This window comes from Allobosea sp. 05T439 (assembly GCF_056396005.1).
This window is the reverse complement of record NZ_JBFTKP010000064.1, coordinates 1-21,494: the sequence shown is the minus strand read 5'-3', so window position 1 is coordinate 21,494 and position 21,494 is coordinate 1. Positions and strand designations below refer to the sequence as shown.

At 65.6% G+C, this 21,494-nt stretch carries 21 protein-coding genes; 9 read left to right on the top strand and 12 right to left on the bottom strand.

What is annotated here, in order from left to right; all coding sequences use genetic code 11:
• The 8 genes from AC1DIO_RS33140 to AC1DIO_RS33105 form a co-directional block, all read right to left on the bottom strand.
• Positions 1-162, bottom strand: a 162-nt coding sequence (locus tag AC1DIO_RS33140; protein ID WP_476854742.1) for a chaperone NapD, incomplete at its 3' end; no start/stop codon positions are given.
• Complete coding sequence (gene napF / locus AC1DIO_RS33135) at positions 155-664, bottom strand: ferredoxin-type protein NapF (RefSeq protein ID WP_476854741.1); 510 nt, start codon at positions 662-664, stop codon at positions 155-157. The genes napF and AC1DIO_RS33140, both read right to left, overlap by 8 nt.
• Positions 665-674: 10 nt before the next feature.
• Complete coding sequence (gene napE / locus AC1DIO_RS33130) at positions 675-863, bottom strand: periplasmic nitrate reductase, NapE protein (protein WP_476854740.1); 189 nt, start codon at positions 861-863, stop codon at positions 675-677.
• A 174-nt stretch (positions 864-1,037) separates the two neighbouring features.
• Complete coding sequence (locus AC1DIO_RS33125; RefSeq protein ID WP_476824812.1) at positions 1,038-1,838, bottom strand: aldolase; 801 nt, start codon at positions 1,836-1,838, stop codon at positions 1,038-1,040.
• 44 nt (positions 1,839-1,882) lie between these two features.
• Positions 1,883-3,043, bottom strand: coding sequence for a M20 aminoacylase family protein (locus AC1DIO_RS33120; protein ID WP_476824811.1), 1,161 nt, complete (start codon positions 3,041-3,043; stop codon positions 1,883-1,885).
• Between the two features lie 57 nt (positions 3,044-3,100).
• The gene (locus AC1DIO_RS33115; RefSeq protein WP_476824813.1) at positions 3,101-3,718 is read right to left on the bottom strand and encodes a glutathione S-transferase family protein; all 618 of its coding nucleotides are present in this window, start codon (positions 3,716-3,718) and stop codon (positions 3,101-3,103) included.
• Positions 3,719-3,851: 133 nt separating this feature from the next.
• Positions 3,852-5,006: an MFS transporter gene (locus tag AC1DIO_RS33110; RefSeq protein WP_476854739.1), complete on the bottom strand. Its 1,155-nt coding sequence runs from the start codon at positions 5,004-5,006 to the stop codon at positions 3,852-3,854.
• 7 nt (positions 5,007-5,013) lie between these two features.
• Positions 5,014-6,198, bottom strand: coding sequence for a diaminopropionate ammonia-lyase (locus tag AC1DIO_RS33105; protein ID WP_476854738.1), 1,185 nt, complete (start codon positions 6,196-6,198; stop codon positions 5,014-5,016).
• A gap of 105 nt (positions 6,199-6,303) precedes the next feature.
• Here AC1DIO_RS33105 and AC1DIO_RS33100 point away from each other — a divergent pair, with 105 nt between their 5' ends.
• The 6 genes from AC1DIO_RS33100 (at position 6,304) to tam (ending at position 10,849) form a co-directional block, all read left to right on the top strand.
• Entirely contained in the window at positions 6,304-6,792 is a 489-nt protein-coding gene (locus AC1DIO_RS33100; RefSeq protein WP_476854737.1) for an Lrp/AsnC family transcriptional regulator, read from the top strand.
• Between the two features lie 77 nt (positions 6,793-6,869).
• Positions 6,870-7,400, top strand: a complete 531-nt coding sequence (locus AC1DIO_RS33095) for a MarR family winged helix-turn-helix transcriptional regulator (RefSeq protein WP_476854736.1) — start codon at positions 6,870-6,872, stop codon at positions 7,398-7,400.
• A 45-nt stretch (positions 7,401-7,445) separates the two neighbouring features.
• Positions 7,446-8,021: a dTDP-4-dehydrorhamnose 3,5-epimerase gene (gene rfbC, locus AC1DIO_RS33090; protein WP_441507473.1), complete on the top strand. Its 576-nt coding sequence runs from the start codon at positions 7,446-7,448 to the stop codon at positions 8,019-8,021.
• On the top strand, positions 8,022-9,077 hold the full coding sequence (gene rfbB, locus AC1DIO_RS33085; protein WP_441507474.1) for a dTDP-glucose 4,6-dehydratase: 1,056 nt from the start codon (positions 8,022-8,024) through the stop codon (positions 9,075-9,077).
• Positions 9,074-9,967 (top strand): dTDP-4-dehydrorhamnose reductase, encoded by an 894-nt coding sequence (gene rfbD / locus AC1DIO_RS33080; RefSeq protein ID WP_476854735.1) that lies wholly within the window; start codon positions 9,074-9,076, stop codon positions 9,965-9,967. The genes rfbB and rfbD overlap by 4 nt, the downstream gene beginning before the upstream one ends.
• 111 nt (positions 9,968-10,078) lie before the next feature.
• The gene (gene tam / locus AC1DIO_RS33075; protein WP_441507476.1) at positions 10,079-10,849 is read left to right on the top strand and encodes a trans-aconitate 2-methyltransferase; all 771 of its coding nucleotides are present in this window, start codon (positions 10,079-10,081) and stop codon (positions 10,847-10,849) included.
• A gap of 192 nt (positions 10,850-11,041) precedes the next feature.
• On the opposite strand, the gene AC1DIO_RS33070 is transcribed toward tam, so the two are convergent.
• Together AC1DIO_RS33070 and AC1DIO_RS33065 are read right to left on the bottom strand one after the other, a co-directional pair.
• Positions 11,042-12,376 (bottom strand): 8-oxoguanine deaminase, encoded by a 1,335-nt coding sequence (locus AC1DIO_RS33070; RefSeq protein ID WP_441507477.1) that lies wholly within the window; start codon positions 12,374-12,376, stop codon positions 11,042-11,044.
• Between the two features lie 112 nt (positions 12,377-12,488).
• Positions 12,489-12,845 carry a hypothetical protein gene (locus tag AC1DIO_RS33065; RefSeq protein ID WP_441507478.1) on the bottom strand — a complete coding sequence of 119 codons (357 nt, stop codon included), beginning with the start codon at positions 12,843-12,845 and terminating at the stop codon, positions 12,489-12,491.
• A 218-nt stretch (positions 12,846-13,063) separates the two neighbouring features.
• Between AC1DIO_RS33065 and dapD the strand changes: the two genes are divergently transcribed.
• On the top strand, positions 13,064-13,906 hold the full coding sequence (gene dapD / locus AC1DIO_RS33060) for a 2,3,4,5-tetrahydropyridine-2,6-dicarboxylate N-succinyltransferase (RefSeq protein WP_043242272.1): 843 nt from the start codon (positions 13,064-13,066) through the stop codon (positions 13,904-13,906).
• Between the two features lie 115 nt (positions 13,907-14,021).
• Here dapD and AC1DIO_RS33055 read toward each other — a convergent pair whose 3' ends face one another.
• Both AC1DIO_RS33055 and AC1DIO_RS33050 read right to left on the bottom strand, forming a co-directional pair.
• On the bottom strand, positions 14,022-14,585 hold the full coding sequence (locus AC1DIO_RS33055; RefSeq protein ID WP_441490387.1) for a DUF1269 domain-containing protein: 564 nt from the start codon (positions 14,583-14,585) through the stop codon (positions 14,022-14,024).
• A gap of 144 nt (positions 14,586-14,729) precedes the next feature.
• Positions 14,730-16,220, bottom strand: a complete 1,491-nt coding sequence (locus tag AC1DIO_RS33050; RefSeq protein ID WP_476854734.1) for an MDR family MFS transporter — start codon at positions 16,218-16,220, stop codon at positions 14,730-14,732.
• A gap of 574 nt (positions 16,221-16,794) precedes the next feature.
• Here AC1DIO_RS33050 and AC1DIO_RS33045 point away from each other — a divergent pair.
• Positions 16,795-18,225, top strand: coding sequence for an aldehyde dehydrogenase family protein (locus AC1DIO_RS33045; RefSeq protein WP_441490385.1), 1,431 nt, complete (start codon positions 16,795-16,797; stop codon positions 18,223-18,225).
• A gap of 1,008 nt (positions 18,226-19,233) precedes the next feature.
• On the top strand, positions 19,234-21,494 hold a 2,261-nt coding region (locus AC1DIO_RS33040), incomplete at its 3' end, for an autotransporter outer membrane beta-barrel domain-containing protein (RefSeq protein WP_476854733.1).

Here is a 21,494-nt window from a genome sequence, read left to right as displayed (position 1 = left end):
CTCGGCTTCCATCACGATGACGATCTTGCCGTTCTCGACACGATGGACCTCGGTGCCCGGCAGGGCATTGATCTGGCGCACGACCGCGTCGCAATGCTCCGGGAAGGCCGTGACGACGGCGCTGGAAATATGGACGGTGCCGGCCGCTTGGGCTTCAGGCATGGGCTGCCTCCGCTGCCGTGGGGCAGGTTCCGATGGCGGCGGCTGGGCAGGCCGCGATGCAGGCGCCGCAGCCGGTGCATTGAGTGGCGGTGAGAACAGGCAGGGCAGGGCCACCAAGGCGCGATGGGAAACGGATCGCCGCTTCCGGACAGGCATCGCCGCAGCTCTGGCAAACGATGCCGCGGGCGGCAAAGCATGTGTCCCCGATCACGGCAACGTGCTGGAATCCAGATCGCCCGCGATCGAAGACCGGCTCCGGGCAGGCTGCGGCGCAGGCTCCGCATAAGCTGCATTCGCTGGAGCTGAAATCGATCTCGGGACTCTGCCGGGCATCGAGCCTGATGATCGCTTGCGGGCAGGCGCTGACGCAGGCGCCGCATCCCGTGCAGGCGCTCGCGATTGTCTCTTCGAGGGACCAGGGTGGACGAATGACGTCCGGTTCCGAGGGAAGAAGCCCCGTCAGGAACCCACGTCTGCCGAGATCGATCCCGTGCTCTGCCATGGCCGGGCCCTCACCGTGGTGGGCCGGGCGGTCCGAAGACCAATTGCAGCATCCAGACCAGGAAACCATAGCCGCCGACGACGCCGACCGCGATGACCGGCCAGATCAGGATCGCCAGGACGATGAAGGCAAAGAATTCCTGCCGTCGCGTTGCAGGCCTGAATGCGGCCCCAGTTTCAGCCTTGGCACCATCGGACATCACGGTGACAGCTCCCGCGACTATGATTGGGCGCCTGTACCAACGTACCGGCCCACCGGATACCTTACATTCCTTCCAGGGAAGCTAGCGCCGCCTGTCGGCTCTTGTCGAGTTGTTTCATGCGGTCGATGGACCGCGCCGGACGCATGGATGGAAGAAACCGGCGTCCTTCGCTCAGCTGCGATAGGCCGGCTCTTCGAGGTCGAGGGTGCGCCTGATCGAGGCGAGGTGAAGCCTTGCCGATTCCGCGTCGCCTTCGCGCATCTGGCGATAGGCGGCTTCGGCGATCGCGGGCGCAACGGGCAGGACCTTGCGCCCGGTCGAGAGCGCCAGCGTCTGCACCTCGCAGGCGCGCTCGAGATAGTAGAGATCGTCCCAGGCCTCGGCGATCGTCGGAGCAAGCACCATCACGCCGTGGTGCTTCATGAAGACGATGTCGGCGTCGCCGATGGCGCCGGCAATGCGGTCGCCCTCGCTCTCGTCGAGCGCAAGCCCATTGTAATCGTGGTCTACGGCGGTCCGGCCGTAGAATTTCAGCGAGGTCTGGCCGGCGAAGATCAGCGGCTCGCCCTCCGTCATCGAGAGCGCGGTCGCGTAGGGCATATGGGTATGGAAGGCGACCCTGGCGCGGGGGAGCGCCTTGTGGATGCGGGCATGGATGTAGAAGGCCGTCGCCTCGGGCTGTCCCTCGCCAGCGACGACGTTGCCGTGGAAATCGCAAATCAGCAGCTTCGAGGCCGTCAACTCGCGGAAGGCCCAGCCATAGGGGTTGACGATGAAGAGGTCGTCATAGCCCGGCACCAGCGCCGAGAAATGGTTGCAGATGCCTTCCTCCAGCCCATGGCGCGCCGCCATGCGGAAGCAGGCGGCGAGATCGGCGCGCGCCTCCCAGACGGCGTCGGCGTCGAGGGCGGGCTGGTTCGGGCCGGGCTCCCTGAAGGGGGCGGTAGAGCCGGGTGTGAGGGAGTGGGCCATGCGGGAGCTCCGGATCGGCAAGCGGCAGGTGCGACGGGTGTTGGTCAGGCAGGGCGCAGGCGCTGCCGCGTGATTGCGGCATGGAAGCGTGCGCCATGGATGAGGCCGGCGTCGTCGAAGTCGTAGCAAGGATTGTGCAAGGGCGCCGAGGGGCCATTGCCGACGAAGGCGAAGCAGCCCGGCACATGGTCGAGGAAACGGGCGAAATCCTCCGAGCCGGTCATCGGCTCGCGGGCGGTGGCGACATTCTCCGCGCCGAACACGCCTCTCGCGGCAGTCAGGGCTTCCCCCGCCAGCGCCTTGTCATTCACCAGCGGCACGAATTCGCGCGTATAGGTCACCTCGGCCGAGACGTTGTAGGCAAGCGCCGTTCCGTCCGTGATGATGCGCATCTGCTTCTCGATCTCGGCGCTGACCTCCGGCCGGAAGCTGCGGGCATCGCCGAGGATGCGGGCGAGGCCAGGCAGGGCGTTGCGCGTGCCGTCGGTGATGAGTTCGGTCACCGAGACCACGCCGATATCGGTCGGGCTGAGCCGCCGCGACACGATGGTCTGGAAGCTGGTGACGAGCGCGCAGGCGGCGATCAGGGCCTCGTTGCCGACATGCGGACGCGCCGCATGGCCACCGATGCCCTTGAGCACGATCTCGAAATTGTCCTCCGCCGACATGATCGAGCCGGCGCGTGTCTGGAACTGACCGACCGGCAACCCCGGTGCATTGTGCAGCCCATAGATCTCCTCGAAGGGAAAACGCTCCATCAGCCCGTCGGAGAGCATGGCGAGTGCGCCTCTGCCCCATTCCTCGGCAGGCTGGAAGAGGAAGCGCACGGTCCCGTCGAAGCCGCCCTCGCTGGCCAGCAACTTTGCCGCGCCAAGCAGCATGGCGGTGTGCCCGTCATGGCCGCAGGCATGCATGGTGCCGGGCGTTTGCGAGCGATGGGCGTGCTCGGCCTGCTCGCTGATGCGCAGCGCGTCCATATCCGCCCGAAGCGCGATGGCGCGGTTGCCGCTGCCGCGCTTCAGCGTGCCGACGACACCGGTGCCCCCGATGCCCTCGGCCACATCGTCGAGGCCGAACTCCCTGAGCTTGGCCGCGACGAAGGCGGAGGTTCGCTTCTCCTCGAAGCCGAATTCGGGATGGGCGTGCAGGTCACGCCGCCACCCCGTCATCTCGCGTTCGAGGGCGTTCGGGTCGAGCGTGGTCATGTCTCTCTCCACCATCGTGAAGCCGGGGGGCGGCCGCCGGGCGAACTGGCCTGGCGATCAGTCATGCGTCTCGCCGTCATAGAGCGTGGCGCGCATCGAGGGGCGTTCCGAGAAGGAGCGATACCAGTGGGCCAGCCGTGGCCGGCCAGGCTCGAAGGCGGGCAGCGCGCGGAATTCCAGCCATGAAAGGGCGGTCGCAAGCGCGATATGGCCGACATGGAGTGGCGCGTCGAAATCCGCCTCGCGTTCGAGATAATCGTAGGATTCGACGAGTTTCGCCGTCATTCCCTCCGCCAGGGGCGCATACCGCAGGGCCTCGGGGCGGCGTACGGTTTCCCAGCGCAGCGCAATGCCAGCGTCGCACAGTCCCTGGGCGAGCGCCTGCAGGCGAAGCGCGGACCATCTTGCCCGCCCACCCTGCGGAATGAGCCGGCTGCCGCCGTCGAGGCTCGCGAGATAGTCGCAGATCACGATCGAATCGAAGATCGCCTCGCCATCGGGGAGGACGAGGACGGGAACCTTGCCGAGCGGGTTGACCGCGAAGACGTCGTCGTTCCGGTTGGTCGGGCTCGTCTCCTGGTGGACGACGCGCAGCTGTCCGGCGAGACCCGCTTCATGGGCAAAGACCAGGACCTTGCGCGCATAGGGCGAATGAGTCTGGTAGATCAGGTCCATGGTTCGCGTCAGCTCTGATGCCGTACTCATTTGCGTGCCTTGCCAAACGGGATGATGAACCGGACTCGTCGAGAGCGCAGTCATGGTCTGCCTCCAACGGGCGCGCTTTGCGGCACTGCGAGGGATGCGAAACTCATGTGCGCAACCGCGGAGCGCTGGCTGCGACGCCGATGAGCAGCGTTGCGACGACCAGGAAGGCAATGGGTAGGCTCGCGACTTGGGCGATGGCACCGATTGCCGCGGGGCCGACAAGGATGCCGGCATAGCCCAGTGTCGAGATCGCGGGCACGGCGATATGCTCGGGCATCGCGTTCTGTCTGCCGATCGCCGTGTAGAGAACCGGCACGATATTCGAGCAGCCCGCCCCGACGAGCGCAAAGCCGGCGAGGCCTGCCAGCCAGGATGGTGCAAGCGTTGCGAGCACGAGACCTGCCGCTGCGCAGAGGCCGCCCCAGACGATGATGCGCTGGGGGCCGAGGCGGTGCACGAAGCGGTCGCCGGTCAGCCGGCCGATCGTCATGGTGCTGGCGAAAGCCGCATAGCCAAGTCCCGCATAAGCGGCATCGACCCGGCGCAGATCGGTCAGGAAGACGGCACTCCAGTCGAGCATGGCGCCCTCGGCCAGGAAGACGACGAAGCAGAGCACGCCGATGAAGAGCACGATGCCGTGCGGAATGGCGAAGGCCGGGCCTTCGCCCTTGCCGGCATAGGGCAGGAGCCCCGAGGCCGCCCAGGCCATCGCGGCAAGGAGGATCGCGACGACGACGAGCGTGGCGAGGAGCGGCGTCGCACCCAGCATCAGGAGCCCGCTGGCCCCGGCCGCTCCGGCGATGCCGCCGAGACTGAAGAGACCGTGAAAGCCGGACATCATGCTGCGCCCGCTGGCTCGCTCGACGATCACGGCCTGGATGTTGATGACGCAATCCAGCGAACCGATTCCGGCTCCGAAGACGAACAGTGCCAGGCCGAGCAGCGGCAGGTGCGCGGCGGTCGCGAGAGCCGGGAGCATGAAAGCGACGAGCAGCACCGCGCTAATCAGCACGCGGCGGCAACCGAACCGCGAAGCCAGCGCACCCGATAGCGGCATGGCCAGGATCGAGCCGGCGCCGAGGCAGAGCAGCAGCAATCCGAGCGCGCCATCGTCGAGAGCCATGCGCAGCTTGGCATAGGGCACCAGGGGTGCCCATGCGGCGATGCCGAGCCCGGCAACGAAGAAGGCGATGCGGGTCGCGGCCTGCTCCGCCCGTCCCGGCGCCTTTCCGGCCTCGATGGCGATGCGCGCGTTCATCGTCGCATTACTGGGCGGCTCGTGCCGGCAGGCCGGTCAGTTCGGCATAGCGTTCGGGATCGGTCGCGCCCTCGGTATTGATGACGAGAACGCGGGAGGTCGCGTCGAGGCCAAGCTGCTTCCTGACGGTGGGATCAGCCGCAACCCGGATGACGCCGGCCAGGCCGACACCGCCGCTTTCGCCGGAGACGATGGCGGGGTCCTTGCCGGCGGGGCGCGCCAGCCGGTTCATCACCGCGATGGCATCCTCGTCCTCGACGGTCATGAAGCCGTCGGCGACGCGAGACAGGACACGCCAGGCGATAGGCGAGGGCTCGTAGCATTCGAGCATCGCCATCACCGTCGGTTCGCCATGGACGACTTTGACCGGATGGCCGGCCTTCGCCGTCTCGAAGATGCAGGCCGCGCGCGCAGGGTCGACCACCACAAAGACGGGACGCTGGTCGCCGAGTGCATTGGCGAGATAGCCCGCAGCCGCAGCGGCAATGCCGCCGACGCCTGCCTGCACGAAGACATGCGTGGGCGGCTCGGCGAGTTCACGCAGTGCTTCGCGGATGATCACGGTATAGCCCTGCATCACCAGCCCGGGGATGCGTTCATAGCCTGGCCAGGAGGTATCGGAGACGACTGTCCAGCCCTCCTTCTCCGCGACGCGGGCGGCTTCCGTGACCGAGTCGTCATAGGTGCCCTCGACCCGGATCATCGTCGCGCCGAAGCGTGCGATCGCCGCGACACGTTCGTCGCTGACTCGGGCATGCACGAAGATCGCGGCCCTCGCCCCGGTGAGCTGGGCGCCCTGTGCGACCGAACGGCCGTGATTGCCGTMAGTGGCGCAGGCGACCGTCATCCCCGCCGCTACGACCCGGACCTCGGGGCTGTTCAGCTCGGCGATATCGACTGGCCGCCCGAGCTTCCTGCTCGCCTCCTCCAGCACCAGCCGGAAGACGGCATAGGCGCCGCCAAGTGCCTTGAAGCTGCCAAGGCCGAGGCGATGGCCTTCGTCCTTGACGTGGATCGCACGGACCCCGAGCTCGGCGGCCATGGCTGGCAGGGCATGCAGCGGTGTCTCGACGTGGTTCTCGCGATAGCTCAGATGGCGCTCGACATCGGCGGCCGCGGCGATGCTCAGGGTCTCGGCATCGATCGGATCGAGCGGCTTGGCACGGTCGGGGTGGTGGTTGGGAAGAAACATCGCCGCTCCTGCGCGCTGGTACAACGAATGGATATTGCAATCATGGCGAAAAGACCGCTGTGTTTGGTCCCCTGAAATGCAAGTTTGTTTCGTTGGGCGCTCCTCTTGACCCGATCCCCTTCGCCAGCAGTCACGCTGGACAGTTTCGACCTCGCGATCGTGCGCATCCTGCAGCGCGACAACACGACGCCGCAGCGTGTGATCGGCGAAGCGGTCAACCTGTCCGCGCCCGCCGTCCAGCGCCGGATCAAGCGCATGGAGGAGACGGGTGTCATCCAGGCCAATGTCGCGCTCGTCGATCCTGCCCGGCTCGGACAGGCGATCACCATCTTCGTCGAGGTGGAGCTGGAAAGCGAGCGTGCCGACCTGATCGACGCCGCCAAGCAGGAATTCACCGCAGCACCTGAGGTGCAGCAATGTTACTACGTCACTGGCGAAGCGGATTTTGTGCTCGTCATCCTGGTGCCGAGCATGGCGGCCTATGAGGCGCTGACGCGCCGGCTCTTCTTCGGCAACAACAATGTCAGGAAGTTCCGCACCTTCGTCGCGATGGACCGCGTCAAGGTCGGGCTCGCGGTTCCGCTGCCGGAATAGTCTGCGGCAGACTCCGCTTGCCGAACGCCGCCATCCCGGATTTGGTGGGCCCTCCAGGGATCGATCGTGGGCGCAGCATGGTTTCGACGAGGCGCCGCAAGGCCGAGGGCGGGGACAGGGACCGGGAGGTGCTCAACCTTGCGGGTTACCTGCCCTATTTCCTGACGACGATCTCGAACACCTGGTCGCGCAGTTCGTCCCGCCTCTATCTCGATCTGTTCGGCGTCGGCGTCACGGAATGGCGCATCATCTCGCAGCTCGCGATCGAGCCTTGTATCGTGGCGCAGCGCATCTGCGAGGTCATCAGCCTCGACAAGGGGGCGGTCAGCCGCGCCGTGGCGGCGCTGGTTTGGGCCGGTCATGTCCGCGAACATGCGGATAGCCGCGATGCGCGCCGGCAGGTTCTGCAGCTGACGCAGAGTGGCTACGAGCTGCATGACCGCCTGATCSCGGTTGCCCTCCAGCGCGAGAACCTGATCCTGGCCGATTTCTCCGCCGAGGAGATTGCCGGGCTGACCGCCCTGTTGCGGCGGATCCATGCGCGGCTGCCCGAGCTGCGCGAATTTTCGCCTGATGATGTCACCGAGGCGGCGGCTGCGCGTCGTTGACAGGGGGGCGGCGGCAAGACTACCTGCGGCCAGGCAGGAGACCTCATGTCCAATTTTACCTTCGCGCCTCTCGCCATTCCTGGTCCCGTACTGGTCCGGCCGCGACGTTTCGGCGACGACCGCGGCTACTTCATGGAAACCTATAGCCGCGAGCCTTTCGCGGCAGCTGGGATCGCGCCGGATTTCGTTCAAGACAACCAGTCGCGTTCGGCGCAGGTCGGCACCGTTCGGGGCCTGCATTATCAGACTGCGCCCGCTGCCCAGGCCAAGCTCGTGCGCGTGCTCAAGGGCGCGATCTTCGACGTCGCTGTCGACCTCCGGCGCGGCTCGCCGCATTACGGGCGCTGGTGCGGGGTGCTGCTCAATGCGGACGGTGCCGAGCAACTCTTCGTGCCGCACGGCTTTGCCCATGGTTTCTGCACGCTCGAACCCGGCACCGAGGTCGCCTACAAGGTCGACGCGCCCTATGCGCCGCAGAGCGAGGGCGGCTTGTTCTGGGCCGATCCGGCGCTTGCCATCGACTGGCCAGTGGTAGCCGGGGCCGCGACACTGTCCGAGAAGGACGCGAAGCTGCCCGGTTTTACCGGTTTTGCCAGCCCCTTCGTCTATGAGGGCGCCTGAATGACGCGGTTCCTCATCACCGGCGGCGCCGGTTTCATCGGCTCGGCTGTGGTCCGGCACCTTGTCGCCGAGACGCCGCATCAGGTGCTGGTCGTCGACAAGCTGACCTATGCCGGCAATCTCGACAATCTGAAGCCGGTCGAGACCACTCCGCGCTACGCCTTCCTGCAGGCGGATATCGGAGATCTCGCCGCCATGCGCGAGGCCTTTGCGTCATTTCGGCCCGATATCGTGATGCACCTTGCGGCGGAAAGCCATGTCGACCGTTCGATCGATGGGCCGGGCGCCTTCATCCAGACMAATGTCGTCGGAACCTTCGTGTTGCTCCAGGCGGCGCTCGACCATTGGCGAGCCCTGCCGCAGGACGCGAAGGCCAGCTTTCGTTTCCACCATGTCTCGACCGACGAGGTCTTCGGCTCGCTTGGCGCGGAAGGTCTGTTCAGCGAGACGACACCCTATCAGCCGACCTCGCCCTATTCTGCGTCGAAGGCCGCTTCCGACCATCTCGTGCGTGCCTGGCACCACACCTATGGGCTGCCTGTCGTGCTCTCCAACTGCTCGAACAATTACGGGCCCTATCACTTCCCGGAGAAGCTGATCCCGCTCGTCATCCTGAACGCGCTTGAGGGCAAGGAATTGCCGGTTTACGGCGATGGCGGTCAGGTACGCGACTGGCTCCATGTCGAGGATCATGCACGCGCGCTTTGCCTGATCGCGGTAACCGGACGCCCCGGCGAGAGCTATAATGTCGGCGGCAATGCTGAGCGCACCAATCTCGATGTGGTGCGCGCGATCTGCGGCCTGGTCGACAGCCTCGCCCCCGACACCGCTATCGGCCCGCGCGACACCCTGATCCGGTTTGTCGCCGACCGGCCCGGCCATGACCGTCGCTATGCGATCGACGCTTCAAAGATCGCCCGCGAGCTCAGCTGGAGCCCGCAGGAGAGCTTTGAGAGCGGGCTGGAGAAGACCGTTCGCTGGTATCTCGCCAATCCGGATTGGTGGGGCCGCATCCGCAACGGGCTTTATCGCGGCGAGAGGCTCGGCCTCTCGTGAACGAAGCGCCGATCCTGCTTTTTGGCGCCGGCGGTCAGCTTGGCCGCGAGTTGACGGCGCTGGCGCATGAGCGTGGCGTTCCGCTCGTCGGGCTGGCGCGGGCTGACGGCGACATCACGGACCGTGCGGCTGTGGCAAGGGCCTCGAAGACCCATCGCCCCGGCCTCGTGGTCAATGCTGCGGCCTTTACGGCGGTGGACCGGGCCGAGAGCGAGACGGTCGCCGCCTTCTCCGCCAATGCGGAAGGGCCCGCCATTCTTGCCGAGGCGACGGCCGAAGCCCGCATTCCGCTCCTCCATGTTTCGACGGACTACGTCTTCGACGGCAGCAAACCCGGGCCTTATGTCGAGAGCGACCCCGTCGCGCCGCTCGGTGCCTATGGTGCGAGCAAGAGCGAAGGAGAGGTCTGCATCCGGGCCCTGCAGCCGCACCATGTCATCCTGCGCACCGCCTGGGTCTACGGCGTCCATGGCGCAAACTTCCTGAAGACCATGCTGCGGCTTGCCGCAGAACGCGATGTCCTGCGCGTTGTCGCCGACCAACGCGGTTCTCCAACCGCGACACGCGACCTTGCCGAGGCGATCCTCGCCGTCCGCGCTGCGCTGATGGCCGGCGCCGAGCCCTGGGGCACCTACCATGTTGCCGGGCAGGGCGAGACGACCTGGCATGGCTTCGCCAGCGCCATCATTGCCGAGCAGGCCCGTTTCACCGGGCGGAGCCCGATCGTGGACGCGATCACGACTGCGGAATTCCCGACACCGGCGCGCCGTCCTGCCAATTCGGTGCTTGATTCCGCCCGGTTCGCCGCGATCTTTGGCTATCGCGCAAAGCCGTGGCAGGAACGCATGCGGGAGGTCGTGGCCACGTTGATGGCGCAGAGGGTACCATGAAGGGCAGCTGGCTGAACTGGCGAAGCTGACGGGCAAATCGAGCTACGGGCGGTATCTGGCAAAACTGCTCTGATCGCGGGCCTTCCTGCTCATGAGGATATGGAAATCGTTATGACCTGGTCGGCACGGCAGTACACGAAATTCGAGGATGAGCGGACCCGCCCGGTTCGCGATCTGCTTGCCCAGGTCCCGACGGACGCCGTGGCAAGCGCGGTCGATATCGGTTGCGGTCCCGGCAACTCGACCGAGCTTCTGCTGGCGCGTTTCCCCGACGCCGCGATCAGCGGGATGGATAGCTCTTCCGACATGATCGCGGCCGCCCGCAGGCGCCTGCCGGCGATCCCGTTCGAGGTTGCCGATATCGCCTCATGGCAGCCGGCCGCCCCCTATGACGTGATCCTGTCGAACGCCGTGCTGCAATGGCTGCCCGATCACGAAGTCCTGATGCCATCACTCATGGCCAAGCTTGCGCCGGGCGGCACGCTCGCCGTGCAGATGCCGGATAATCTCGACGAACCGGCCCATGTGCTGATGCGTGAGGTTGCCGCTGACGGGACCTGGGCCGGCAAGCTCGCCCCAGCGCTGCAGACGCGCGCGGCGCGCCATGGCGCTGACTGGTATTATCGGGCGCTGCGCGGCGGCACGACAAGGCTCGATATCTGGCGCACGACCTATCATCATCCACTCGCGGGCGGGGCTTCGGCGGTGGTCGAGTGGTTCAAGGGCGCCGCCTTGCGTCCGCTGCTCGATCTGCTCGACGAGGCCGAGCGCGAAGCCTTCCTCGCACGCTATCAGGGTCTCATTGCGCAGGCTTACCCCGCGATGCCGGATGGCACCGTGCTGCTGCCCTTCCCGCGGCTGTTCATCGTCGCGACACGCTAAAGCATCGGCCCGAAAAGTGGATTGCGGTTTTCGGGCAAGCCGATGCACTCACAGATGGTTAGATCACGTTTTCTGCATTTGGATAAAAGTGTCCAAATGCAGAAAACGTGATCGATTCTAATGGTTTAGAGCATGCTCTATGCGAAAACCGTTGCCATATTTCGCAGAATGCTCTGAGGCGCGAACGGCCCCTTACGCGTAGCGCATCGCAACTGCGCTGTGCATCCGCCGCAGCGCGGCGATGTCCAGTCCGGGCACGGCACCGTCGACAACCCGCCAACGCCCCGCGACCATGACACGATCGGCCCGGTTCGCGCCGCACAGCACCAGCGCTGCGACGGGATCATGCGCGCCGGAGAAGCGCAGCTCGTCGAGCCGGTACAGTGCCAGATCCGCCTGCATGCCGGGCGCGATCCGCCCGATATCGGAGCGCCCGAGGCATCGTGCCGAGCCTTCCGTCGCCCAGCGGATCACGTCGCGCGCAGTCACGGCGCTGGCACTCTTGTAGTGCAACCGGTTGATCAGCAGGGCGTGGCGCAGCTCTTCCATCAGGTTCGAGCCGTCATTGGAGGCTGAGCCGTCGACGCCGAGGCCGAGCGGCGAGCCGGCGGCCTCGAGTTCGCGTGTCCGGCAGAAACCGGAGGCGAGCACGCCGTTCGAGGTCGGGCAATGGCAGATGCCGACGCCGGCCCGGCCCAGCCGCTCGCATTCCTCGCAGGAGAAATGGATGCCATGCGCCAGCCAGGTCTTCGGCCGCATCCAGCCGGCATCCTCCAGAAGGTCGAGCGGGCGCTTGCCGTAGACCTGGAGGCAATAGGCCTCCTCATCCTGCGTCTCGGCGAGATGGGTGTGCAGCGGAGCATCGAAGCGCGCGGCGAGTTCAGCCGATTTCGCCATCAGCGCAGGCGTCACCGAGAAGGGAGAGCAGGGCGCCAGCGCGATCTGGATCATGCTGCCTGGCTTTGGATCATGGAACAGCGAGAGCACGCGCTCACTGTCGGCCAGGATCGTCTCCTCGTCCTGCACCACAGCATCCGGCGGCAGCCCACCATCCTTCTGCGACAGATTCATCGAGCCGCGCGAGACAGTCATGCGGATGCCGAGCGCGCGCGCCTCGTCGACCGCGATATCGACCGCGCTCTCCAGCCCTTTGGGGAAGAGATAATGGTGATCTGCCGCTGTGGTACAGCCGGAGAGCAGCAATTCGGTGAGTGCGACCCGCACTGCGAGCCTGAGATCGTCGGGCGTCAGCCGGGCCCAGAGCGGGTAGAGCGCCTTCAACCAGGGAAAGAGCTCACGGTCGATCGCGGCCGGATGGGCGCGTGTCAGCGTCTGGTAGAAATGGTGATGCGTGTTGATCAGCCCGGGCAGCACGACATGATCGGAGGCATCGAATGTCTCGTCGACCGGCTGTGCCGGAGCGCTGCCGGCGGCCAGCAGTTCGACGATGGCGCCATGCTCGACCACCACGCCGCCGCCGGCGTCCGCGGCGACGATGCCGAGCGGGTTCCTGATCCAGAGGCGCATGGCCGCTCCTTGCGAACGAGGCGTGGACGTCGCTCTTCAGTAGTGGAAGGCGGCAGAGGCGAGGAATAGACCGAACGTCTTCCGGCACATCAAGGGGGCGGGCGCAGACGGCCTATGTCGGCTTTCGACAGGCGAAGGGCAGGAATGTGCTCGAGAGTCCTCCGTTGAGGGACATCAGAACAAGGATATTAGCCAGCTCAAGCTCCTTTCCGCTGCGTGGGCAGACGTCTGCCTGCGCCGTGCAGTTGGTCGCAAGGAAGGCATCGTGCCGGGCGAGGAATTCGTCGCTCAGTCCTGTCTTTCCCCGCTTGGCGATGGCCGCACCATAGGCCTCCTTGTACCGAACGCATTTCTGCGTGGTCCAATCGACGTCGCGTTGGGCCTGCGCCGCGGCCTTGGGAGCTGCGCCCATGATCGTGGCCGACAAGGCGATCGCGGTCGCAGCTCGTCTTGAAAGAGAAGGCTTCATCGCATTCATGATTCCGAGATTCCCTGCCCAGGTCGATGACCTTGGGGGGGCAATTGGGGCGTTCCTGCGGCGTCGGATTCATGATGCCTTGGTACAGTCAATGCCAGGCGGCCGGCGTCGGCACGTGCGGACGAGAAGTCGGCGGCGCGCCGCGCTTCTCCTTGACGCCGCTGTCTTGATCCGCCATCGCTCCGGCGCATTCTGAACGGAGACCGACGATGAGCCTGACCGATCTCGCCGCCACCATCGATGCCGCCTGGGAAAACCGGGCAGAGATCGGCGTCAGCACCAAAGGGGCGGTGCGCGATGCCGTCGAGCAGGCCATCGAGATGATCGATTCCGGCCAGGCCCGCGTTGCCGAAAAACTGGGCGGCGAATGGGTGACGCATCAGTGGCTCAAGAAGGCCGTGCTGCTCTCCTTCCGTCTCAACGACAACAAGATCATCGCAGGGGGCCCGGGCGAGGGGGTGTTCTGGGACAAGGTTCCCTCGAAATTCGAGGGCTGGGGCGAGAATCGCTTCCGCGCCGCCGGTTTCCGCGTCGTGCCGCCGGCCGCCGTGCGCCGCGGCGCCTTCATCGCGCCGAACGTCGTGCTGATGCCGTCATATGTGAATATCGGCGCCTATGTCGATTCAGGCACCATGGTCGACACCTGGGCGACCGTCGGCTCCTGCGCGCAGATCGGCAAGAACGTGCACCTGTCTGGCGGCGTCGGCATCGGCGGTGTGCTTGAGCCGCTTCAGGCCAACCCGACCATCATCGAGGACAACTGCTTCGTCGGTGCCCGCTCCGAGGTGGTCGAGGGCGTGATCGTGGGCGAGGGTTCGGTGATCTCGATGGGCGTCTTCATCTCGGCCTCGACCAAGATCATCGATCGCGCCACCGGTCAGGTCCATATCGGCAAGGTGCCGCCCTATTCGGTGGTGGTGTCCGGGTCGCTTCCCGGCAAGCCGCTGAATGATGGAACGCCGGGCCCCTCGCTCTACTGCGCCGTGATCGTCAAGACGGTCGATGCCCAGACCCGCGCCAAGACCGGAATCAACGAGCTGCTGCGGGACTGATACGCGCTGAGACCCCGGCAGAGGCATAGCGCAGCCGGGGTCCTCGTCAGCGGTAACGAATGGATCCCGGGCCTCGCTCTGGCTGCCCGGGATGACGTCGCCTCAAGGGTGTGCTTCAGCCCACGGGCGAGGGTGCTTCGCCGGCCGTCGGGGTTGCTGTCGCGCCGGGCGTCGAAGGATGTTCGACCGCCCCAGGTGAAGCCGAGATCGCGTCGCGCAGGGCTTGTTCGCGGGTGTGGTCGAGCGATGTCTTCAGCACCACGCCACCCGTGCCCTTGATCGCTTCCAGCACCTTGTCGCCGGTCATCTTGCGGATCAGCAGGAAGAGCGCGGCGTTGCCCGGCTGCAGGCTGGTCGAGAGTTCCTTCATGAAACCGTCATTGACACCGTAATCGGTCAACGCACCACCGAGTGCGCCGGACGCCGCGCCGATTGCAGCGCCGAACACCGGCATCAGGAAGATCGCGCCGATCAGCAGGCCCCAGAAGCTGCCCGAGACCGCCCCGAGCGCGGTGGTGTTCATGAGCTGGTTCAGTTTGATCTTGCCGCCCTCATGCATGACCGCGATCGCCGCGTCGCCGAGCTCGATCAGGTATTCCTTCTGCAGGGAGATGACTTTCTGGCGCATCTCCTCGGCCTTGGCCTCGGTCGGGTATACGATGACGACGAGATCGGACATGGGGCTCTCCTTTGGCGGGCAAACTCAACCTGCCGCGCGGCTGTGACAGAGTTGCGGCAATGCGAGATTGCGCTCCGGTTTAGCCTGCCGGCAACCCCGCCGGTTTGATGCTCGTCAAACGCGGACGAGGATGCTTGTCCCGCCCTATTCGCCTGCGATTTCCTTCGCAGCCTCGATGGCGCGGCCGCGCAGCGGCATTTCCTTCATCCTGAACAGGAAGAACAGGGCCAGTGCAAAGCCCGCGAACGTCGCTGCGAAGACATATTGGAACAGCATGATCATGGTGGCGCGGTCCGCCGTTCCGCTCCGTAGGGTCTCGGCCGTAACACCCGAGCCTGCCCCGATGCCGCCGAGGACGATCGCTCCGAATACGGCGACGATCAGCGCCCCGCCGATCTGGCGAAAGAAGTTCGCCGTCGCCGTCGTCGTGCCGAGCTGGTGCGGCTGGACGGCATTCTGGATCGAGACGGTGGCGACCGGCAGCAAGGTGCCGAAGCCGAGGCTGATTACCGCCAGCACGATACCGAAGGGGATGAGCGACATCCGGCCGGCGAAGGCGATCAGCAATGCGGTACCGATCAKGGCGATGCAAAGTCCTGCAACCGGTACGCGCTTGTAGTGCTTGAGGAGGGTCATTGCCCGTCCCGATGCGGTCGCGCCGATGACGGTGCCGCAGGTCAGCGGGATCAATCCCATGCCGGAATTGGCGGCCGAGAGCCCGGCGACCGTCTCGAAATAGAGCGGCAGATAGATGGTGAGCCCGATGAAGGTGCCCATGCCGAAGCCGGCGGCGATCGTGCCCATCCGCACCACCGGATTGGCCAGGATCGCGAGCGGGATCAGCGGCTCCTCTGCGGTCTTGAGACGCATGGCGAATGCGATCCAGAGCAGTGCCGACAGGCCGACCAGCCCGAGGATCGGCGCCGAGGCCCATGGATAATGCACGCCACCCCAGGAGAGCGCGAGCAGCAGCGTCACCGTTGCGCTCGTCATCAGCCCGGCGCCGAGGAAATCGAGTTTGTGCGGTCGCTCATGCCGCGGCAGGCGCTTCAGCGCCTTGTCGGTCATCAGGTAGGCGAAGAGCCCGAGCGGCAGGTTGATCCAGAAGATCACCGACCAATGCAGCGCCTCGGAGATCACCCCGCCGAGCACCGGTCCGAGCAGCGAGGAGGAGAAGAAGACGCTGGCGATATAGACCTGATATTTGCCGCGCTCCTTCGGCGGCACCATGTCGCCGATGATGGTCTGCGCCATCGAGATCAGCCCGCCGCCACCGAGCCCCTGGACGAAGCGCGCCACCACCAACAGCCAGAGGGACGATGCCAGTGCGCAGGCAACCGAGCCGACGATGAAGATCACGATGCCGGCGAGCAGCGTTACCCGCCGCCCATGGATGTCGGCGACCTTGCCGTAGAGCGGCGTCACCGCGGTCGAAGCCAGCAGATAGGAGGTCACGACCCAGGGCAGATGCGTAACGTCGCCGAGCTCGCGCCCGATCGTCGGCATGGCGGTGGCGACAATAGTCTGGTCCAGCGCGGCCAGGAACATGGCGAGCATGATGCCAATGATGATGGAGCGGATATCCGCTTCCGACAGAGCCGGCTTCTGCTCATCGGTCTCGACACGCTTGTCCATCGATCTGCAACGCCTGCCCTGTGTTTGGGGAATGGCGAACTGTAGGATTCCATTGGTCCATGCGCCAGCGGCGCGCGCGCAAGGCAGGGCTGTGAACCAGGGCGGTCACGGATTTGTGTCGTGCCGATTGCGCATAGAGAATAGGCAATGAGGTGGGCATGACCTGCGGCTGGCCTGGGACGTTGACCGCAACGGCGCTGTTCACACGGTGATGAAGGTCAAGCCGGGAGGCGACGCTGAGCGGTCGCGCAGCAGAAGCGGATTGCCCCTGCCAATCGGCCGCAAGCTCCGGCCGCCTGGCGTGCATGACGGTCATTCCAGCCAGGCCCGGCCGGTGACGGTGACAAGCGCGTGACGCCCGCCTATCGTAATATCCATGCTGCCATAGCGCCAAACATTCCGTCAGGTGGAGCTGGACGAGCCGCTCGCGAGGGCGATGCGCGCTGGCCGGGTTCGCCGCCAATCACGGTCGCCAGCTTCAGGGGCTGCGGCCGCCTCGCTGCCGTTCCCCGGACATCGCCTGTTCAGGGACGAGCATTACTCCCCCCAAAGCCCAGCCGCCGGAGACCGCACCATGTCGCATGCCCTGCAATTCTACATCGATGGCCAATGGGTCCAGCCGATGGGCAACAAGACCCTCGAGGTCATCGACCCCTCGACCGAGGAGGCCTTTGCCACCATCGCGCTCGGCACCGAGGCCGACGTCGACAAGGCGGTCGCTGCTGCACGCGCCGCCTTCCCGGCCTTTGCCGCGACGTCGAAGGCGGAACGCCTCGCCCTGATGCGCCGCCTGCTMGAGGCCTACAAGGCGCGCTATGCCGATATCGCGGACGCGCTGTCGCAGGAGATGGGTGCGCCGAAGGATCTGGCGCATCGTGCACAGGCCGGAATGGGCACCGCGCATCTCGCCAAGATGATCGAGACGCTCGAGAGCTTCGAGTTCGAGGAGCTGCGCGGCACGACGCTGATCGCCAAGGAGCCGATCGGCGTCGTCGGCATGATCACGCCCTGGAACTGGCCGCTGAACCAGATCATGTGCAAGGTCGCGCCGGCTCTCGCGGCGGGCTGCACCATGGTGCTGAAGCCAAGCGAGATCGCCCCGATGAACGCGATCATCTTCGCGGAGGTCATGCACGAGGCGGGCGTGCCGAAGGGCGTGTTCAATCTCGTCAATGGCGATGGCCCGACGGTCGGCGAGGCGATTTCGCGCCATCCGCAGGTCGATATGGTCTCGTTCACCGGCTCGACCCGCGCCGGCATTCTGGTCGCCAAGGCGGCAGCCGACACCGTCAAGCGCGTGCATCAGGAACTCGGCGGCAAGTCGGCGAACATCATCCTCGACGATGCCGATCTGAGCTATGCGGTGAAGCTCGGCGTCGAGAGCGTGATGCGCAACAGCGGCCAGTCTTGCAACGCGCCGACCCGGATGTTCGTGCCGGCGGAGCTGCATGACAAGGCGGTCGCAATCGCCAAGGCAACGGCCGAGCCGCTCAAGGTCGGCGCTGCTTCGGCGGAAGGCACCTGGCTCGGGCCGGTCGTCAGCGAGACGCAGTACAACAAGATCCAGGCACTGATCGAGGCCGGCATCAAGGATGGCGCCGATCTCGTCACCGGCGGTCCGGGTCGCCCCGAGGGGCTCAATCGCGGCTATTTCGTCCGCCCGACCGTGTTCGCCAATGTCACGGACGACATGACGATCGCGCGCGAAGAGATCTTTGGGCCGGTGCTCTCGATTCTGCCCTATCGGACGGAAGAGGAGGTCGTCACCCGCGCCAATGACACGCCTTACGGGCTTGCGTCCTATGTCCAGTCCGGTTCGCTGGAACGTGCCCGCAAGGTCGCGGCGCAGATGCGCAGCGGCAATGTCTACATCAACTACCCGGCCTGGGATGCTGGCGCCCCCTTCGGTGGCTACAAGCAATCGGGCAATGGCCGTGAATATGCCGATTTCGGCCTCGAGGAATTCCTCGAGATCAAGGGCACGGTCGGCTACGCCACGGCCTGATCCGGGCGGCTTGCCGCATCCCTTCCGGTTGAGGGGATGCGGTGAAGCCAAGATGGTGGATGCGGATCGAGATCGTGTCTCGATCCCGGCAGTCGGACGACGCGGGTCTCGGCTTGCATCTGGTCGTACAGGGGCGGCTTCGGCGTCCAAGCCTCTGTGAGAGTTGCCCCGGCGAGCCCCTGTTTGCCAAAAGGGGCGTGTGCATCACTGCGCACGCCCTTTCTCGTCTCTGCGCGGCATGGAAGGCGCATTCCGCTCCCGCTGTTGAGGCCGTGCACCAATGATCCTGAGATGGCGCGCAATCGACGCGCCTCCGCAAGCAGCCGGGCAGTGAAGCGCTCGTTGGCATATGCTCTGCGGTCTTGACCCAGGGCCAACCAGTCGGGAGCGGCGTGCTGCGCTTTGGGAGAGGTTCTCGAAGATCTGCTTAGGGTGGGCTGGTTAGTAAAGGTGCCGCCGCTGAGCGCTTTCCAGGAAGTCGGTCAGACCCCGCCACTCCCGAGCATGGCGATCATGGCGACGCTTCAGTGGTAAATTTATGCGCCGTATGCAGGTTTATCTACGCTATAAGATCACCGAGAGTGCGAAATAACATCACAATTCGCGGTTGATATATTTTCGTCGGAGAACGTGCCGTAATTGTGCGTGTCGATTATTTATCAGGATTCGAAATATTCCGGGCGCCGGACGCTTTCGACTCGATGCGGCCATGTGATGTGAATGGCTGTTCAAATTCCCGAATGAAATAGGTTACTAATTTCTTGACAATTTTATGAATTCCCTTGCGGAATGCATTCGCTATTGGGCGTTGAAGACCCAGGGGGGCGCATGCGGCCGCTACGAAGTTATCCTCGTGCCATCACGGGGCTGGCGGCCTTGTCGACGGTGAGTTGGTTTGCGCTTGGCGTGACGCCGTCACTGGCTCAAACAGCATGGCAAGGCGCTTCTCCCGACTGGCATACAGCGTCGAACTGGTCGCTGGGGGCCGTTCCAACTGGCGCTACGACAGTGACCATCGGCTCTGGCTCGCTGATTGCGCCGTCCATTACTGCTGCCGGGGCGTCCGCAAACCTGCTGCACATTGGCGCGATCGGCATGACATCATCGCTGACGGTGTCGCCCGGCGGCTCGCTCACCGCGGCCGCAACGACCGTCGCAAACCTCGCCGGAGAGGTGGGATCGGCCAACCTGATCGGCGGGGCCTGGTCCGGCGACTACCTCTATGCCGGCTACAGGGGCCAGGGCAGCTTCGCCGCTTCGGGCGGTGCGGCGGCAAATTTTGCGGCTTTCGTGACGACCGGCTCCTTCGCCGGCTCTGCCGGAACGATCACGCTCTCGGGAGCAGGGACCACCTGGTATAATGGCAACGGCCATATCGTCGGCGAATCCGGGCAAGGCACCTATCAGGTTCTCGCCGGCGCCAAGGCCGATGACCGTGCGATCACCGCCGGCTACAACGCGACGGGTGTGGGCGCGGTCACCGTCAGCGGCGCTACCTGGAATATCCGCGGCACGTTGATGGGTGGCTACGCGGGACGCGGCGATATCGTTATCTCCAATGGCAGTTCGGCTGCGGTAACGGTCAATACGAATTTCGGCGAGTTTGCGTCCGGCCGGGGTTCGCTCACCATCGATGGCGCCGGCACAAAGCTGAAGGTCGGGGGCTATTCGGTCTTTGGCATGAGCGGCCAGGGCAGTGGCCTCGTCTCGAACGGAGCTGTTGTCCAGACGAACCAGGGCATCCTCGCCTGGCAAGCTGGCTCTCGCGGCGATTTGAGAGTGACGGGCGCGAATTCCCAGTGGCTCGGCACCACCTACCTGATGGTCGGGAATCTCGGCGTCGCCGAAGCAACGATCGACAATGGCGGCACCGTGCGTATCGATGACGGCCGCGGCATGCTTGTCATCGCCAACAGTGCCGGCTCGACCGGGACCGTCAATATCGGTGCAGCGGCAGGAGCAGTCGCCCGCGCTCCCGGCTTCATCGAGGTGGCGGAAATCCGCCTCGGACGCGGCTCCGGGCGGCTCGTGTTCAACCATACCGCTTCGAATTATACGGTTGGCGCAACGATTACCGGCACTGGAGCGATCCTGCATGAAAGCGGGACCACGACCCTGAGCGGCATAAACACCTTCCGTGGGACGACGACGGTGAACGGCGGTTCGTTGATCGTGAACGGATCGCTAGCGGCCTCTTCGGGGCTGACCGTTGCGGCGGGTGCGCGGCTCGGCGGGTCCGGTCAGTTGCCCTCGACGGTGGTGAACGGCACGCTGGCGCCGGGCAATTCGCCGGGAACGCTGACGGTCAACGGCACCCTGACAATGGGCGCGGGCTCGGTCTATGAGGCCGAGATCCAGGGCGCGGTCGCAGACCGGGTCAATGTCACGGGCACCGCGAGCCTCGCAGGGACGCTCAGGTTGGTGGCACTTGGCGGCCCCTATTCCTTCACGACGCGCTATACGCTGCTCTCGGCGCAAGGCGGGCTCGGCGGGACGCGCTTCGGCACGCTCGATTCGACCGGCCCCTTCGGAGCCGGCATCGCCACCAGCCTGGCCTATACCGCAAACGACGTGATGCTGACCCTTGCGCCAAAGCCGCTGGCCGGCTTCGTCGCATCGCTCTTGAACGCCTTTTCGGTTGCCGCAGGCCTCGATCGGGCGGTGGCGGGCGGAGCCGATCCGTCGGCGCTGTTCGGCATCTACAACCTGCCGGCCGCAGCAATCCCCGGGGCGGTGAACCAGCTTTCGGGCGAGGCGCATACCGCAGCGCCGGCAATGGCGGTCTCGGCCGCCGACCAGTTCCTGCGTGCGATGCTCGATCCCTTCGCGGCGGGCCGCGGCAGCGCGGGGGCTGCTCCCGGCGAAGCCTCCTTCTCCGGCCTCGTCCGCAAGGGCGCCGACGCACCGACCGCGCCGGCTTTCCTCGATCCGCCGCCATACACCGTCTGGGGCGCAGCCTTCGGCTCGGTCGGCCGCACCGACGGATCGACCAGGGTCGGCTCGGCCAAGAGCGATCTCGACGATGCCCATCTCGCCGTCGGCGCCGATTTTCGGATCATGCCCGGCACGGTTGCGGGCTTTGCGGTCTCCGGCGGCAGCGCCCGGTCCTCGCTCGCCGGCGGTCTCGGCAAGGCCGAGGCCGATGTCTTCCAGGCCGGCCTCTACGGCACGACCCGGCTCGGGCCGGTCAATCTTGCCGCTGCCTTCGGCTATGGCCGGCTCGAGAACGAGATCAAGCGCAGTATCCCGGTGCTCGGCAGCGCATTGTC